Source organism: Pseudomonas kuykendallii (assembly GCF_900106975.1).
Lineage (GTDB): Bacteria > Pseudomonadota > Gammaproteobacteria > Pseudomonadales > Pseudomonadaceae > Pseudomonas_O > Pseudomonas_O kuykendallii.
Genome location: NZ_FNNU01000002.1, coordinates 77,929 through 94,143 on the forward strand (window position 1 = coordinate 77,929; position 16,215 = coordinate 94,143).

The 16,215-nt window shown below is 67.6% G+C and carries 16 protein-coding genes; 9 read left to right on the forward strand and 7 right to left on the reverse strand.

Annotated features, from left to right (window positions below; genetic code table 11):
* Positions 1–18 precede the first annotated feature (18 nt).
* A complete protein-coding gene (locus BLV15_RS22050) occupies positions 19–192 on the reverse strand; it encodes a hypothetical protein (RefSeq protein WP_175534300.1) in 174 nt (57 codons plus the stop codon).
* Between the two features lie 105 nt (positions 193–297).
* Positions 298–1,311 (reverse strand): zinc-binding alcohol dehydrogenase family protein, encoded by a 1,014-nt coding sequence (locus BLV15_RS05510; RefSeq protein WP_090225378.1) that lies wholly within the window; start codon positions 1,309–1,311, stop codon positions 298–300.
* Positions 1,312–1,414: 103 nt separating this feature from the next.
* Between BLV15_RS05510 and BLV15_RS05515 the strand changes: the two genes are divergently transcribed.
* From BLV15_RS05515 to BLV15_RS05525, 3 genes are all read left to right on the forward strand, one after another.
* Entirely contained in the window at positions 1,415–2,332 is a 918-nt protein-coding gene (locus BLV15_RS05515) for a LysR family transcriptional regulator (protein ID WP_090225379.1), read from the forward strand.
* A gap of 58 nt (positions 2,333–2,390) precedes the next feature.
* Positions 2,391–2,777, forward strand: a complete 387-nt coding sequence (locus BLV15_RS05520; protein ID WP_090225380.1) for a DUF2946 family protein — start codon at positions 2,391–2,393, stop codon at positions 2,775–2,777.
* A gap of 79 nt (positions 2,778–2,856) precedes the next feature.
* On the forward strand, positions 2,857–3,348 hold the full coding sequence (locus BLV15_RS05525) for a copper chaperone PCu(A)C (RefSeq protein WP_090225382.1): 492 nt from the start codon (positions 2,857–2,859) through the stop codon (positions 3,346–3,348).
* A gap of 97 nt (positions 3,349–3,445) precedes the next feature.
* Here the strand turns inward: BLV15_RS05525 and BLV15_RS05530 are convergent, their stop codons facing one another.
* From BLV15_RS05530 to BLV15_RS05540, 3 genes are all read right to left on the reverse strand, one after another.
* Entirely contained in the window at positions 3,446–4,393 is a 948-nt protein-coding gene (locus BLV15_RS05530; protein ID WP_090225384.1) for an adenosine deaminase, read from the reverse strand.
* Between the two features lie 102 nt (positions 4,394–4,495).
* Positions 4,496–5,467, reverse strand: coding sequence for a 2-oxoglutarate and iron-dependent oxygenase domain-containing protein (locus tag BLV15_RS05535; protein ID WP_090225385.1), 972 nt, complete (start codon positions 5,465–5,467; stop codon positions 4,496–4,498).
* A 340-nt stretch (positions 5,468–5,807) separates the two neighbouring features.
* Positions 5,808–6,890, reverse strand: coding sequence for a BMP family ABC transporter substrate-binding protein (locus BLV15_RS05540; protein ID WP_090225387.1), 1,083 nt, complete (start codon positions 6,888–6,890; stop codon positions 5,808–5,810).
* A gap of 221 nt (positions 6,891–7,111) precedes the next feature.
* On the opposite strand from BLV15_RS05540, the gene BLV15_RS05545 reads away from it, so the two are divergent.
* Complete coding sequence (locus BLV15_RS05545) at positions 7,112–8,203, forward strand: calcium:cation antiporter (protein ID WP_090225389.1); 1,092 nt, start codon at positions 7,112–7,114, stop codon at positions 8,201–8,203.
* A gap of 25 nt (positions 8,204–8,228) precedes the next feature.
* Here BLV15_RS05545 and BLV15_RS05550 read toward each other — a convergent pair whose 3' ends face one another.
* Together BLV15_RS05550 and BLV15_RS05555 are read right to left on the reverse strand one after the other, a co-directional pair.
* Positions 8,229–9,212 carry an aromatic ring-hydroxylating oxygenase subunit alpha gene (locus tag BLV15_RS05550; protein ID WP_090225390.1) on the reverse strand — a complete coding sequence of 328 codons (984 nt, stop codon included), beginning with the start codon at positions 9,210–9,212 and terminating at the stop codon, positions 8,229–8,231.
* On the reverse strand, positions 9,209–10,285 hold the full coding sequence (locus BLV15_RS05555) for a BMP family ABC transporter substrate-binding protein (protein ID WP_090225392.1): 1,077 nt from the start codon (positions 10,283–10,285) through the stop codon (positions 9,209–9,211). The genes BLV15_RS05550 and BLV15_RS05555 overlap by 4 nt, the downstream gene beginning before the upstream one ends.
* A 179-nt stretch (positions 10,286–10,464) precedes the next feature.
* On the opposite strand from BLV15_RS05555, the gene BLV15_RS05560 reads away from it, so the two are divergent.
* The 5 genes from BLV15_RS05560 to BLV15_RS05575 all read left to right on the forward strand — a co-directional run bounded on the left by BLV15_RS05560 (position 10,465) and on the right by BLV15_RS05575 (position 16,181).
* Positions 10,465–11,298 carry an AraC family transcriptional regulator gene (locus tag BLV15_RS05560; protein ID WP_175534301.1) on the forward strand — a complete coding sequence of 278 codons (834 nt, stop codon included), beginning with the start codon at positions 10,465–10,467 and terminating at the stop codon, positions 11,296–11,298.
* A 95-nt stretch (positions 11,299–11,393) separates the two neighbouring features.
* Positions 11,394–12,767: a GntT/GntP/DsdX family permease gene (locus BLV15_RS05565; RefSeq protein ID WP_090225396.1), complete on the forward strand. Its 1,374-nt coding sequence runs from the start codon at positions 11,394–11,396 to the stop codon at positions 12,765–12,767.
* Positions 12,768–12,905: 138 nt separating this feature from the next.
* Positions 12,906–13,880: an HlyD family secretion protein gene (locus BLV15_RS22055; RefSeq protein ID WP_175534302.1), complete on the forward strand. Its 975-nt coding sequence runs from the start codon at positions 12,906–12,908 to the stop codon at positions 13,878–13,880.
* Positions 13,865–15,034, forward strand: coding sequence for an ABC transporter permease (locus tag BLV15_RS22060; protein WP_175534327.1), 1,170 nt, complete (start codon positions 13,865–13,867; stop codon positions 15,032–15,034). The genes BLV15_RS22055 and BLV15_RS22060 overlap by 16 nt, the downstream gene beginning before the upstream one ends.
* Positions 15,035–15,044: 10 nt before the next feature.
* Complete coding sequence (locus tag BLV15_RS05575; protein WP_090225397.1) at positions 15,045–16,181, forward strand: ABC transporter permease; 1,137 nt, start codon at positions 15,045–15,047, stop codon at positions 16,179–16,181.
* Positions 16,182–16,215: the final 34 nt, after the last annotated feature.

Sequence of the window (16,215 nt, forward strand, 5' to 3'; positions counted from 1 at the left end):
GCGTTCGGGGATGCGCCTTCAGGCGGAGCGCAGCAGCCTGTGCGGCAGCGGGTGAGGGGCGTTCAGGCGCGCTTGCAATGTGCTGACGAACTGACGGGCTTCCGCTTCGTCGCGAAACTGCACGGCGAAGCCGTCGAGTTGCACCTGCCAGCGCTTCGAGGGGGTTCCGGTGTCGCGGACCGAGATCTTCATGCCATAACCTCCCGAAAAGGTGGAATCTCCAGGTTAGGCGTGAATCCCCGGCAGCCGCTGACCTGAGTCAAGCGGCCGACGAAACGCCGCTCTCCACCGTGGCCCTCAGAAGCCTTCCAGCACGATCTTGCCCACCGACCTGTTGCTCTCCAGCAGGGCATGGGCGCGGCGCAGGTTGGCGGCGTCGATGCGGCCGAAATGCTCGCCGACGGTGGTGCGCAGCACGCCCGAGTCGAGCAGCCCGGAAACCCGCTCGAGAAGCCTGTGCTGCTCGATCATGTCGTCGGTCTGGAACAGCGAGCGGGTGTACATGAACTCCCAGTGCAGCGACAGGCTCTTGCGCTTGAGCTGGCGGATGTCCAGCGATTCCGGGTCGTCGATCAGCGCCAGCTTGCCCTGCGGAGCGAGCGCTTCGACGATCTGCGCCAGGTGCTGGTCGGTGTGGGTCAGGCTGGCGACGTGGGTGACCTGGCCGACGCCGATACGCTGGAGTTCCTCGGCCAGCGGCTTGCTGTGGTCGATCACGTGGTGCGCGCCGAGGCTCTTCACCCATTCCTGGGTTTGCGGCCGCGAGGCGCTGCCGATCACCGTCAGCCCGGTAAGCCTGGCGGCCAGCTGGGTGAGGATCGAACCGACGCCACCGCTGGCACCGACGATCAACAGGCTCTGCCCGCGCGAGGCCTCGCCCTCGGCGATCTGCAAACGCTCGAAGAGCAGTTCCCAGGCGGTGATCGCGGTCAGCGGCAGCGCCGCGCTCTGGGCGAAGTCCAGCGACTGCGGGCGGTGCCCGACCAGACGCTCGTCGACCCGGTGCAACTCGCTGTTGGCGCCCTGACGATCCAGCGCGCCGGCGTAGAACACTTCGTCGCCTGCCTTGAACAGGCTGACCTCTGCACCGACCGCCCTGACCACGCCGGCCACATCCCAGCCGAGCACCTTGGGCTGGCCCGCCTCGGGCTGCACGTTGCGGCGGATCTTGGTATCCACCGGGTTCACCGAGATCGCCCGCACCTCCACCAGCAGGTCGCGCGGGCCGGGCGTGGGCTCGGGCAGCTCGATGTCCTGCAGCGATTGCGGATCGTCGATGGGCAGCGACTGGGTGTAGGCGATGGCTTTCATGAGGGTTCTCCCGTGAGGTTTTTCGAAGTGAAGGCATGCTCGCCTATTTTAGGAATTGTAAAAACCCGGTAGGAATAGAGTCTGTTTCAAAGAGGAATTGAAAATGCTTCGTCTGGATGACTTGCAGGTGTTCGTCCGTACCGCCGAGCTGGGCAGCCTGTCCGCCGCCGCGCGGCTGCTCGATCTGTCGCCGGCGGTGGCCAGCGCCGCGCTCAAGCGCCTGGAGCAGGAACTGGCCAGCCGGCTGTTCACCCGTTCCACCCGCAGCCTGCGGCTGACCGCGGAAGGCGAGCAGTACCTGGTGTTCGCCCGCAACGCGCTGCAGAACCTCGCCGAAGGGCGTGACCTGTTGCTCAGCGGGCGCGCCGAGATCGGCGGCCTGCTGCAGCTCTCGGCGCCTTCCGACTTCGGGCGCAACCTGCTGTTGCCCTGGCTCGACACCTTCCAGCAGGCGCATCCGCAGCTGCAACTGCGCCTGCTGCTGGGCGACCGCAATGCCGACCTGTTCCGCCAGCCGGTGGACATCGCCCTGCGCTACGGCGCACCGGAGGATTCCAGCCTGGTCGCGTTGCCGGTGGCGCCGGGCAACCGCCGGGTGCTCTGCGCATCGCCCGAATACCTGGCCGCGCACGGCGAGCCGCGTCGCCTGGAGGACCTCGGCTCGCACAACTGCCTGCTCTACATGATCGCCGGGCGGCTGCACGACCGCTGGAGTTTCAGCGATGGCCGCCGCGAACTCGGCGTGACGGTAAGCGGCGATCGCAGCAGCGACGATGCCGACGTGGTGCGCCGCTGGGCGCTGGCCGGGCGCGGGCTGGTCTACAAGTCCTGGCTGGATGTCGCCGACGACGTTCAGGCCGGCCGGCTGCGCGTGCTGCTGCCGGGCATGCCGGGCGACGCGGCGCCGCTGAACCTGATCTGCGCGCACCGCGCCCAGCTCAACCGCGCGGTGCACCTGCTGCGCGAGCACGTGGCGCGGCACTGCCAGGCGCTGCTGGCCAACGCGCCCTTCGCGGCGTGAGCGTGGAGCCTGCGGCAGGTCATTTGCCGCTTCCGGGCCGGGTGGTAGAGTCGCCGGCATGACCTTCTCCCGCCGCCATTCCGCGTCGCTGCTCGGGGCGCTGCTGTTCAGCGTCCTGCTCGGCGCATTCGCCAGCAGCCTGCACCGTGGGCAGATGAGCGGCTTCGACCTCGCCGGCGTCGGTGGCGGCTTCTGTTCGGCGCTGGGCAACCCCGGCGCGGCGCTGAAGGAAGGCGGCGACCGTTCGACGCCCCTGCTCGCCGATCTGCAATGCCCGCTGTGCTCGGCCGGCGACAGCCCTTCGGCGTCGGGCAGCCTCTGGCGGCTGGTCGCCCCCGCGGCTGTGGACGTTGCGTCCTTCGCCATCCCTCCGCGCACGTCGGACGCGCCGCGCGATGTCTGGCCCTCGGCCAACCCTCGCGCCTCCCCCCTTTTCCTCGGCTGATTACCCGCTGACCGCGCAGCGCCGCTGCGACCGCGATCCGCGCCACAAGGCGCCCGTTTTCCGATTTCGAGGATTCACCATGCTGAAGAAAGCTCTCCTGCTGGCCACGCTCTGCGCCGGCGCCCTGAACGCCGCCGCCCATGAATACCAGGCTGGCCAGTTGCACATCGACCACCCGTGGTCGCGCGCCATGCCGCCGGTGGCGCCGACCATCGCCGCCTATTTCGTGGTGCACAACGAAGGCAAGACCGCCGACCGCCTGCTCGGCGCCGACACCCCGATCGCCGCCCGCGCCGAGCTGCACGAGCACGTGCACGGCGCGGACGGGATGATGAAGATGCAGCAGGTGCAGGCCGTGGACGTGCCGGTCGGCGGCGAGGCCCGCTTCGCTCCCGGCGGCTACCACGTGATGCTCTTCGAGCTGAACAGGCATCCGGCGCTGGGCGAGCGCTTCCCGCTGACCCTGCACTTCGAAAAGGCCGGCGACGTGCAGGTCGAGGTGGCGGTTCAGGCGGATGCACCGGCGGCGAGCGTGCCGGGAATGAAGATGGAAGGCGAGCACAAGCACTGAGTCGCAGCGGCCCGCGTACCTTTGGCATCGGCGGTTTTGGTGCGCACGGCGCACCCTACGGGTGTTGTAGGGTGCGCCGTGCGCACCGCTGGCGGGGTTACGCCAGGCGCGCGTCCAGGCTGTTCTGTGCCAGGCGCTTTGCCTGGCCCTGGGTCATACCGAGGCTCTCGTGCAGGGCCTGGAAGTTCTCCGTGACGTAGCCGCCGAAGTAGGCCGGGTCGTCCGAATTCACCGTTACCTTCACGCCGCGCTCGAGCAACTCGAGGATGTTGTGCTGGCTCATGTCGTCGAACACGCAGAGCTTGGTGTTGGACAACGGGCACACGGTGAGCGGGATCTGTTCGTCGATCAGTCGTTCGATCAGTTTCGGGTCTTCCGCGGCGCGCACGCCGTGGTCGATGCGGCTGACCTTGAGCAGGTCCAGCGCTTCCCAGATGTATTCGGGCGGGCCTTCCTCGCCGGCATGGGCGACGGTGAGGAAGCCCTCGGCGCGGGCGCGGTCGAACACGCGGCGGAACTTGCTCGGCGGATGGCCGACTTCGGAGCTGTCCAGGCCGACGGCGACGAAGGCGTCGCGGAACGGCAGGGCCTGGTCGAGGGTGGCCTGGGCCTCGTCCTCGCTCAGGTGGCGCAGGAAGCTGAGGATCAGCCCGCTGCTGATGCCCAGTTTGTCGCGACCGTCCCTGAGCGCGCCGGCGATGCCGTCGAGCACCACCTCGAAGGGCACGCCACGGTCGGTGTGGGTCTGCGGGTCGAAGAAGGGTTCGGTGTGGATGACGTTCTGCGCCTTGCACTTTTCCAGGTAGGCCCAGGTCAGGTCGTAGAAGTCCTGTTCGTGGCGCAGCACATTGGCGCCCTGGTAGTAGAGGTCGAGGAACTCCTGCAGGTTGTTGAAGGCGTAGGCGCCGCGCAGGCTTTCCACGTCGCCCCAGGGCAGCGCGATCTTGTTGCGCTCGGCCAGGGCGAAGAGCAGCTCGGGCTCCAGCGAACCCTCGAGATGCAGGTGCAGTTCGGCCTTGGGCAGGGCGTTCAGCCAGTCGTACATGGGGTTCTCTCTCAGGCGGTTTTTGCCAGTTTACCAACCGTGGCGCGGCGAAGGGCCGCGCCTTGGTGGTCCGGAGCGCGGCGACGCTCCCGGAGATCGCCGTCAGACGGCTTCGGCTTCCAGCTCGCGACGGTAGGCGTAGGTCGCGGCGAAGCGCGACAGCAGCCATTCGGCGCAGGTGGTCGCCGGGTACTTCGGCGGGTTGCTGGCGTCGGAGCAGTTCGGCAGGCAGGCGACCACGGTGTCCGGGTGCGGCTCGGCGAAGAACGGCATCGAGTAGCGGTGCACGCCCAGCGGGCTGATCACCCGGTGCGGCGTCGACTTGTAACGGTCGTTGCTCCAGCGCGCCATCATGTCGCCGATGTTGATCACGAAGGTGCCCTCGACGTAGGGCGCGTCGATCCATTCGCCGTTGACGTTCTGCACCTGCAGGCCGCCGGCCGGGTCCTGGTAGAGCACGGTCACGCAGCCGTAGTCGGTGTGCGCGCCGGCGCCTTGCTGGTCGGGGCTGGTGGCGGTCTGGCGCGGCGGGTAGTGGATCACGCGGAAGGCGCTGACCGGCTGCTCGAAGCGCTTGTCGAAGAAGTCGCGCTCGATGTCCAGGGCCATGGCGATGGCGCGCAGCAGAGTCTTGGCCAGGTCCTGCATGTCGTTGTAATGCTGCTCGAACAGCTCGCGCCAGCCGTCCTGCTGCGGGTGGCGGTTGGTGCCGCGCAGCGGTTTGCCGGCCAGGACGTCGGGGTGCGACGCGGGCAGGTCGAGGCCCATGTCGAAGGTTTCCTTGAGGTCGCTGGGCAGCGCCGGGTCGAGCTGCTCGGTGGCGATGGCCCCGTAGCCGCGGTGGTGGCTTGTCTGCGTGATGTCGATCTTCAGCTTCTCTTCCAGCGGACTCTCGAAGAAGGTCCGGGCGGCGGAAAGCAGCGCTTCGATGCGCTCCGCCGGGATCGGATGGCCCTTGATATAGAGGAATCCGAAGTCGCGGCAGGCGGCGTCGATCTGCTGGGCGACGTCGGCCCAGGCGCTTTCGTCCGGACCGTAGAGGGGGCTGATGTCGATGATCGGGAGTGAGTTCATGTGTGCTCCGAAAAGCGGGTGCTGCGAGTCTTCTCGTACTGGGCAGCGATTTGAGGTCGGACGGAATGGTCCGGCCCCTGTGTGCGGTTCTCCCCGTCGACGAGGAGGGACGGCACGACTTCTGGCGATTTTCGCAAGTTTGGCCTCGTCATTCGCGAGGCATCAATCGATTCCGACGAGTTGGCCGCAAGGGCCTTCGCGGACGCTTCGCGCCGCGCGTGGCGGCTGGCGTTGCCTCGACATGAAGCGTGAAGCGTGAAGCGTGAACGGTGCGCGGGACGCCGGGCGGCGCCGCGCGCGGTAATCGTTGCCTGGCCGACCCGGTCGGCCAGGCGGGGGCTTACTTCGGCAGCTCGGCCTTGATGCCTTGCACGTAGAAGTTCATGCCGGCGAGGTCGGCATTGCTGGCGGTGACGCCGGCGGGAATGCGCACGGTGCCGGCCTGGTCCTTGATCGGACCGGTGAACGGGTGGAAGGAACCGTCCTTGATGCTGGCGATGAGGGTTTCGGCTTCGGCTTTCACGTCGGCCGGTACCAGGTCGCTGATCGGCAGCTCGATGGTGTCGTCATGCAGGCCGCCCCAGAAGTCCTCGGATTTCCAGGTGCCGTCCATGACCGCCTGGGTTTCCTTGATGTAGTAGGGCGCCCAGTTGTTGACGATGGAGGTGAGCACGGCTTTCGGGCCGAAGTGGGCCATGTCCGAGGCGTAGCCGATGGAGTAGACGCCACGACGCTCGGCGGCCTGGATCGGCGCGGGGCTGTCGGTGTGCTGGAAGATCACGTCGGCGCCCTGGTCGATGAGGGCGTTGGCGGCGTCGGCTTCCTTGCCTGGATCGAACCAGGAGTTGACCCACACGACCTTGATTTCGGTGCCGGGGTTGTACTTGTCCAGCGCCAGCTGGATCGAGTTGATGTCGCGGATGACTTCCGGGATCGGCATCGAGGCGACGTAGCCGACGACCTTGCTCTTGGTCATCTTGGCGGCGAGGAAACCGCCGACGTAGCGGCCTTCATAGGAGCGCGACAGGTAGGTGCCGAGGTTCTTGTCCTGCTTGTAGCCGGTGGCGTGATCGAACACCACTTTGGGGAACTGCTTGGCAACCTTGGCGGTCGGGTTCATGTAGCCGAACGAGGTGGTGAAGATCAGGTCGTAACCGCCTTTGGCCATGTTGCGGATGACGCGTTCGGCGTCGGCGCCTTCGGCGACGTTCTCCACGAAGCTGGTCTCGACCTTGTCGCCGAATTTCTCGGCGACCGCGCGGCGGCCCAGTTCGTGTTGGTAGGTCCAGCCGTGGTCGCCAACCGGGCCGACGTAGACGAAGCCGACCTTCAGCGGATCGGCGGCGTAGGCCCCGAGTGTGGCGCTGAATCCGAGGGCGGCGACGAGTGCGCGCAGCATGGTTTTCTTCGACTTCTTCTGCATGATGGGTGAGGCTCCTTGTTCGTATGTTTTGCGTGTCGGCCCTGGGGCTGCCGGATGATTGCAAAAAGCTGACCAATTAGACAAATAACCCGGCGGCGCCGTTAGCGCGCCTGCGAACCCGGCCTCTCGCGAAGCGCGATGGGCCGGGCTGGTGCATGGGAAGCACAGGCCGCCATGCACTGGTGCGTGGCGATCATCGATCAACAAGGATTCCGGCCACCATGCTTGCGCTGCTCCGAGACGAGAAACTGACCCTGCTGGCGATCGTCGCCACGATTGCCGCCTACGCCCTGGAAGGCACGCTGCTGGACGCCGGTCGCAGCAGCGCGCTGATCACCGCCGGCGTGCTGATCGGCGCCATCGTCTGCGCCTCGATGCGCGTCGCCCACCACGCCGAAGTGCTCGCGGAAAAGGTCGGCGATCCCTACGGCACGATGATCCTGACGCTCTCCGCGGTGCTCGTCGAGGTGGTGATCCTGGCCATCCTGATGAGCCACGAGCCGTCGCCGACGCTGGTGCGCGACACCATCTACGCGGCGGTGATGCTCGACCTCAACGGCATCCTCGGCCTGGCCGCGCTGCTCGGCGGCTTCAAGCACGGCGAGCAACCGTACAACGACGATTCCGCGCGCACCTACAGCGTGATGATCCTCACCGCCATGGGCATCTCCATGGTGGTGCCGGAGTTCATTCCCAGCGAGAAATGGCACCTCTACTCGATCTTCACCATCGGCGCGATGCTGGTGCTCTACGGCGTGTTCCTGCGCATGCAGGTCGGCGCGCACAGCTACTTCTTCAGCTACAGCTACCCGGAGAAGAAGGTGCGCAAGGGCGGCGCCGCCGAACACCCCGCCGGTGGCAGCCGCAGCCTGTCGATCGCGATGCTCTGCGTGGGCGTCGTGGTGATCGGCGCGCTCGCCGAGGTGATGTCCAAGGCTCTGAGCACCGGCCTGGAGGGCAGCGGCGCGCCGCCGGTGATCGCCGCGATCCTGGTGGCGGCGATCTCCGCCAGCCCGGAAATTCTCACCGCCCTGCGCGCCGCGCTGGCCAACCGCATGCAGTCGGTGGTCAACATCGCCCTCGGCGCGTCCCTGTCGACGGTGATCCTCACCGTGCCGGTGATGGAGGCCATGGCGCTGTACACCGGCCAGCCGTTCGAGATGGCGATGACGCCGGTGCAGACGGTGATGGTGCTCATCACCCTGATCGTCGCGGCGATCAACCTCAACGATGGCGAGACCAACGCCATCGAGGGCATGACCCACTTCGTGCTGTTCGCCACCTTCATCATGCTGTCGCTGCTGGGGCTTTGAACGCTCGGGCCGCGTGCGGCGGTCGTCAGCAGACGCCATAGCCGATCTGCAGGCGCTTCAGGTGCCGTCGGTACTGGATGCTGCTGAGGTCCGCCGGCTGGCTGACTTCCAGCGCGGTATGCAGCGGCAACCGCACCGGCCGCTGCGACTCGAGGATCGGCACGTCTTCCTGCAGGATGCTCCGGTTGAAGGCGATCACGTCCGCCTCGCTCACCGCCTCGGCGTAGTCGTAGCTCAGGTGCATGCGCAACTGGCTGCGCTCCTCGTCCAGCGGCACCACGAACAGGCGGATCACGTCGGAGGCGCGGGCGCCGTCCGCGCCCTTCTTGTGCAGCACCGCGCTGGTCAGGGCGATCAGCGCGTAGTCGTAGAGCACCTCCGACGGTCCTTGCGCCTGCAGGTTGCCCTGGCGCTGGATCACCCGGCAGTCGCGGGCGATGAAGCCGTCGTCATGGGTTTCGAGGCGATACGCGGCGATTTCCCCGTCATCGCCGGCGCCCAGAGTGCCGGGGTGGACGAAGCCGAAATGCGCCATGTCGAGGAAGTTCTCGATCACCCGGTAGGCATTCGCCGCCACTGTGGTTTCGCAGACCAGCAGGCTGCGGTAGGCCGGGTCGCCGACCTCCGGCAGGCGCGGCGGCGGTCGCCGCGGCGTGCCCGGGCAGACCCACAGGCAGCCGTCCTGCTCAAGGCAGTGGAAGGTGCGTACCCGCGCCTGCTCCGACGGTTCGCGGCCGGGGTGCGCGGGGTAGTGGCGACAGCGGCCGGCGGCGTCGAACTGCCAGCCGTGGTACGGGCAGGCCAGGCTCTCGCCGCTTACCGCGCCGAGCGACAGCGCGGCGCCGCGGTGTGGGCACTGGTCGAGCCAGGCGCGCGCCTCGTGCTCGCCGCGCCAGAGCACGACCGGCAGGCCGAGCAACTGATAGCGGCGCGCCTGCCGCGGGGCCAGCTCGTCGCTCATGGCCAGCATGTACCACTGGTCGAAGGCATTGTCCGCGTGTGCGCTCATTGCAGGCTCCCGGTCACGCCTTCGACGAAGTAGTTCATCCTGGCCAGTTCGGCGTGACCGAGGGTGACGCCGGCGGCGACCACCTCCTTGCCGCCCTGATCGCGCAGCGGGCCGACGAAGACGTCGCGGCGGCGTTCGCGCAGCTGTTCGAGCATGGCGTTGGCATCGTCCTGCGCGGCCTGCGGGATCGCCGCGTTGAACGGCGAAAGGGTGACCACGTCATCGGCCACGTCGCCCCAGTAGTCGCCGCTCTTGAAGGTTCCGGCGGCGATCGCCCGGACCTGCTGGCGAAAATACGGCGCCCAGTTCTGCACGATGGCGGTGAGCTGGCCCTTCGGACCGAAGCTGCTCATGTCCGAGCCGTAGCCGACGCTGTAGACCCCGGCGCGCTCCGCGGCCATCACCACTGACGCACTGTCGTTGTGCGCGGTGAGCACGTCGGCACCCTGGCCGATCAGCAGCTGCGCCGCCTCCATCTCCTTCTGCGGGTCGTCCCAGGTGTTGACCCAGACCACGCGCAGGGTCGCCTGCGGGTTGACCGTGCGAATACCGAGGAGGAAGGCGTTGACCTCGCGGATCACCTCCGGCAACGGGTAGCTGCCGACGTAGGCGGCGATACCGGTCTTGCTCATGTGCCCGGCGAGGATGCCGGCGATGAAGCGGCCCTGGTAGGTGGCGGCCAGGTAGTTGCCGACGTTGGGCGCCTGCTTGTAGCAGGAGGCGCAGAGGTAGATCACGTCGGGATTCTGCTTGGCCGCCTGCATCACCGGGTTCATGTAGTTGAACGAGGCGCCGACGATCACCTGGCTGCCCTGGCGTGCCAACTGGCGCAGCACGCTCTGCGCGTCGCTGTTGCCGCTGACCTTTTCCACATAGCCGGTCTTCAGCGTGGGCATTTCCCGCTGCAGTGTCTGCCGGGCGAGTTCATGGCCGTGCACCCAGCCCACCGGATTGCTTGCCAGGCCGCTGTAGACGAAATCCATCTTTAGCGGCGCCGCGCTCTCGGCCAGGGCGTGGCCCGCCAGCAGCAGGGGGAGGAGGGCGAGGGCGGTTCTGATTCTTCTGTTTTTCATGGGGCACCGGGCACGTCGATCAAGGTGGCCCGACACTAGGAATTGCTCGAGGAACGGACAATCCGCCGCAGGCCGATTGCCCGGCTGCAGCCAAGAGCGTGTTCATCCCAGTCAATTTCCGTTACTGGCACGCAACTTGATCGCCTGATCAGCAAAAAGCCGGCGAGGCCATGCGTGCGATGAAATTGTTCACCGAAGACCAGCTGTTTCGTTTCGGCGAAACCACCTACGAGCGCGGCGGCAGTTACGGCCCGCTGCGCGGCCCCTATCTGTGGCTGGCGATGATCGACGCCGGGCGCAGCCGCCTTGACATCGACGGCCGGCGCGTCGAGCTGAGCGCCGGCCAGGCCTGCCTGGTGTATTGCCGCGAGACGGTGCTGCAGCGCTTTCCCGGCGATCTGCACTGCCATGCGAGCTGGTGCGAGACCGGCGAATTCCTCGACACCCCGGACAACCAGCGCCTGCTGCAACGCAGCTTCGGCGCCTTCGAGGCCAGTGCACGGCTGAAATCGCTGCTGGGCATGGGCCTGCAACTGGAGAAGGAGCAGCCGGGACAGGCCGAGGCGCTGCGTGACGTGCTGGCGAAGGGCGTGTTCTACGAATGCCTGCGTCAGCTCGGCCTGCTGCCGGAGCGCGCCGGCGCCCTGCACCGCTCGGTAGCGCGGGCGAAGAGCTACATCGAGCGGCACTACGCGGCGCCCTGCAACCTCGACGAGATCGCCGCCTACGCCTGCCTCAGCGCGCAGCACCTGAGCCGGCTGTTCAACGACCAGCTGGGCATGCCGCCGATGCAGTACCTCTGGCAGGTGCGCCTGAACAGCGCCGAGGAACTGCTGATCCAGTCGACCCGCAGCATGGCCGACATCGCCTACCAGTGCGGCTTCAAGAGTCCCTGCCACTTCTCGCGGATGGTCCGCGAGCACTTCGGACACAGCCCGCGCGAACTGCGCCGGCGGCGCTGGGCGCGGATGCCGGCGCTGTACCGGGGCGAGGCGCGCGACCTCCATTTCTAGGAACCGGCCTCGGTGCGACAGATGACCGCAGCGGCGGGTTAGGGTAGTTTGGCGGCCCATGAATTTGATACCTGATGTTTCAAGGAGTCGTTCGTTTGGATGCATCCACCGCTGTCTGGCTTGCCCACGATACCCGCCTGATCCTGTGCTGCCTGGTCGCCATTGGCGCCATCGTCGTTCTCATCAGTGCCACCCGCCTGCCGCCGTTCCTGTCGATCCTGGTCGGCACCTTCATCGCCGGCCTTGGCGCCGGCCTGCCGGCCGAAGCCGTGGCCAAGGCCTTCAGCAAGGGCGCCGGCGGCCTGCTCGGCGAGGCCGGGATGATCATCGCCCTGGGCGCCATGCTCGGTGCGCTGCTCGCCGAATCCGGCGCGGCGGACCGCATCGCCTCGACGCTGCTCGGCGCCGCCAGGGGGCGCTGGCTGCCCTGGGTGATGGCGCTGGTGGCGATGGTCATCGGCCTGCCGCTGTTCTTCGAGGTCGGCCTGGTGCTGATGGTGCCGATCATCTTCGTGATGGCCCGCCAGTCGAAGCAGCCGCTGCTGAAGATCGCCATTCCGGCGCTTGCCGGGATGACCACCCTGCATGCGCTGATGCCGCCGCACCCCGGCCCGTTGATCGCGGTGGGCGCGCTGCACGCCGACCTCGGCATGACCATGCTGCTCGGTTTCATCATCGCGGTGCCGGCGGTGATCCTCGCCGGGCCGCTTTACGGCATCTGGCTGTCGAAGCGCATGGATGTGCAGGAGCCCGCCGAACTCGGCGCGCTGTTCAGTGCGCACCGCGACGACGGCCAGCGCCAGCCGGGCTTCGCGCTGTCGATCCTGATCATCCTGCTGCCGGTGATCCTGATGCTGGGCAGCACCCTGGCGAAGATCGCCCTGGAGCCGGAAAGCAACCTGTCGCTGACCCTGAAGTTCCTCGGCGAGCCGCTGGTGGCGCTGAGCCTGGCGGTGCTGGCGGCGGTGGTCTGCCTGGGCTGGTCCAGCGGCATGCCGAAGCACAAGGTCGGCAAGGTGCTGACCCGCAGCCTGGCCCCCATCGCCGCGCTGCTGCTGACCATCGGCGCGGGCGGCGGCCTCAAGCAGACGCTGCTGGACGCCGGCGTCAGCCAGACCATCAGCAAGGTCGCCGAAGGCGCGCACATGCCGTACCTGCTGCTGGCCTGGCTGATCGCTGTGGCGCTGCGCCAGGCCACCGGTTCGGCGACCGTGGCGACCACCACCACCGCCGGTATCCTCGCGCCGCTGGTGATCGGCATGGGCGAAACCCAGAGCGCGCTGGTGGCGCTGGCGATCGGTGCCGGCTCGGTATTCTTCTGCCACGTCAACGACGCCGGCTTCTGGATGGTCCGCGAGTACTTCGGCCTGGAGCTGAAGCAGACGCTGTGGGTGTGGTCGGCGTTGCAGACCATCGTGTCCGTGGTCGGCCTGGTCGGTACCTCGCTGCTCTGGCACTGGCTGGTCTGAGAGCGGTCACAGGCTTTGCGCATCGTGCGCCGACCGGAAGCCGGCCATGGACGAGCGTGGGCATTCACCGCCGGTTGACTATCGTTCAGCGCAGATGACGCGTAACGCCACCCGCCCCCAGGCCCAAGGAGTCGGTCGATGAAAGGATGGAAACTCTTTGCGCCGTTGCTGCTGCTCTGCATCGTCGGCATCACCCTTTACCTGCGCCTGCATCGCGAACCGTTGCTGCTGCAGGGCGAAGCCGACGCCATCAGCGTCGTGGTGTCCTCCAAGGCCCACGGCCGCGTCGCCACCCTCCACGTGCAGCGCGGCGACGACGTGAAGCAGGGCGACCTGCTGGTGAGCATTTCCAGCCCCGAGATCGAGGCCCAGGTCGCCGGCCTGGAAGCGGCGCGCGCCGAGGCCCAGGCGCAGGTCCAGGAGTCCGACAACGGCACCCGCGAGGAAGACCTGCGGGTGCTGCGCGCCGGGGTTTCGGAGGCGGAAACCACGCTGCGCAACGCCGAGCGCGACTTCCAGCGGCTCTCCGAACTCGCGGCGAAGGGATTCTACCCGGCCAGCCAGCTGGACGACGCGCGGCGCCAGCGCGACGTCGCCCGCGAGCAGGTCAACAGCGCCCGCGCCAACCTCGCCAAGGGCGAAAGCGGCGATCGCGACGAGCGTCGCGAAGCGCTGTCCGCCGCGCTGGCCGGCGCCGAGGCCCAGCTGCAGCAGCTCCAGGCGCAGGCCGACGACTTGCAGGTGCGCGCCCCGGTGGACGGCGAGGTCGGCTCGATCCCCGCCGAGCAGGGCACCCTGGTGAACGCCTACAGCCCGTTGCTGACCCTGGTGCGCCTGTCGCAGAGCTACTTCGTCTTCAACCTGCGCGAGGACATCCTCGCCGGGGTGCGCAAGGGCGACCTGGTCGCCGTGCGGGTGCCGGCGCTGGGCGATCGCGACGTGCAGGCCAAGGTCGGCTACATCGCGCCGCTGGGCGACTTCGCCACCAAGCGTGCGACCCGCGCCACCGGCGACTTCGACCTCAAGACCTTCGAAGTGCGGCTGTACCCCGAACAACCGGTCGAAGGGCTGCGCCCGGGGATGAGCGCGCTGTGGCACTGGTCGAGCAACTGAAGCGCGACGCCTGGCGCTTCGTCCAGGCGTTCAATACCGAGACCCGGCTGGCGACGCGCAGCTGGACCATTCACTGGCTCGGCTGGATCTGGCCGCTGCTGCTGTTCGTGGTGATCAGCGGCATCTACAAGGCCGGCACCTTGCAGGACATGCCCGTGTCGGTGGTCGACGAGGACCACAGCAGCCTGTCGCGGCAGCTGTTGCGCCAGCTCGACGCCGGCCCCCATGCGCAACTGGTGACCCAGACCGCCGGGCTGCCGGAGGCGCTGCGGCACATGCAGGCAGCCGATCAGTACGGCCTGCTCTACGTCCCGCGCGATTTCGAGAAGGACGTGCTCGCCGGGCGCCGCCCGAGCGTGCAGTTCTATTACAACTCGCTGTTCTACGCCGCCGGCTTCTACTCGACCCAGGACTTCGCCGGCCTCGCCGCGCTGCTTGACCAGCAGGTGCGCCCGGTGCTCGCCGCCGGCATGGGCAAGCCGGTGCCGAGCCTGGCCAGTGTCAGCGTGAGCTTCGAGAGCCTCTACAACGCCAGCGGCAACTACATCTACTACCAGCAGTTCGCCGCCATCGTGCACCTGCTGCAGTTGTTCGTGATCATCGCCACCATCCATGTGCTCGCCCGCGAGGCGCCCGAGCTGCGCGCCAGCTCGCCACACATCCTGCGCGCCAAGGCGCTTGGAGTGCGTCTGCTGGGCAAGCTGGCGCCCTACACGCTGCTGTTCTCGACGCTGCTGATGGTCGAGCTGTTCCTGCTGGTGGTGCTCAACGGCGCGGTGATCAAGGGCAGCGTCGGCTGGATGCTGGCGATCACTATCTGCTACGTCGTCGCCGCGCAGGCGATCGGGCTGCTGCTGTTCATCTTCACCGCCAACCGCTTCTCCGCCTACTCGCTGGTGGGCATGCTGATCGGTATCGCGCAGACCTATTCGGGCGTGCTCATCCCAACCCTGGCGATGCCGCTGCCGGCCCAGGCGATCAGCTACCTCGAGCCCCTCACCCACTGCCTGAACGGGCTGTTCGACCAGTTCCTCCGCGAGGCGCCGGCCAACTCGGGCGCCTACGCCTGCCTCAAGCTGTCGCTGTATCCGCTGGTCACCTACATGATCGCCAAGCAGCGGCTGCGCAAGCGCCTCGATTTCAGTCCGGCGTAGCGAGGAGCCCATGGAAAACTTCTGGAACGTCCTGCGGCAGAGTCTGAAGAACATGCTGGGCAAGCCGCTCTGGCTGCTGCTGGTGCTCACCGTGTGCTTCGCCTCCACGCCCTACCTGGGGCGCACCATCGACGACCTGCCGGTGGCGGTGATCGACATGGACCACAGCAGCGCCAGCCGCGAACTGGCGCGGATGCTCGACGCGGCGCCGAAGATCGGCGTGCGGGCCTATGCCGACCTGCCCGCGGCGCAGGCCGACCTGGCCTGGCGCCAGCTGTTCGCGGTGATCGTCATCCCGGTGGATTTCGAGAAGCGCCTGCTGCGCGGCGAGCAACTGGTGGTCCCGGTGTTCGGCGACGCCACCAACCGCATCGCCAACGGGCAGATTCAGCAGGACATCAGCGCCACCTACAACCAGCTGCTGCGCGACCACAACGGCGAGCTGCTCGCGCGCAGCGGCTTTTCCGCGGTGCAGACGCAGACCCTGCTCGATCCGCTGGTGGCGCGCCTGGTCGATCTGTACAACCCCGGCGCCAGCTTCGCCGCCATCGTCCTGCCGGGGCTGGTCACGCTGATCCTGCAGCACGGCCTGCTGCTGTCGAGCACGCGGGTCAGCCTCAACCTGCGCGGCGGCACGCCACGCTCGCTGCGTCAGCCGCTGTCCACCCGGCTGGGACGCTACGCGGCGCAGTTGCTGATCTGGATCGTCCTGGCGATGCTGCTCTACGTGATCTGGCCGTACATCTTCGGCTTCCGCCAGACCTCGCCGTTCTGGGCGCTGCTGGGCATCGTCCTGCCGTTCCTGCTGGCGGTGCTGGCGTTCAGCGAGTTCCTCGCCGAGCTGCTGCCCTCGGAGGAGGCGGTGTACCTGACGCTCACTTTCGTCACCCTGCCGCTGTTCTACCTCGCCGGCTACACCTGGCCGCCGCAGGCGATGCCCGACTGGGTGCTGCTGCTGGCCAATGCGATTCCCTCGACCTGGACCATCCGCGCGGTGGCGGAAATGAACCAGATGGACCTGCCGCTGGGCGCCGTCGGCCCGCACATCCTGGTGCTGCTGGCGATGGCCGCGGGCTATGCGCTGCTCGGCACGCTGATCTACCAGTGGCGCAACTGGCGCACCGACCACAAGGCTGCGGCGGCGTGAGCGGCAGGCGGCCCGACCTTCATTGCGGAGACAT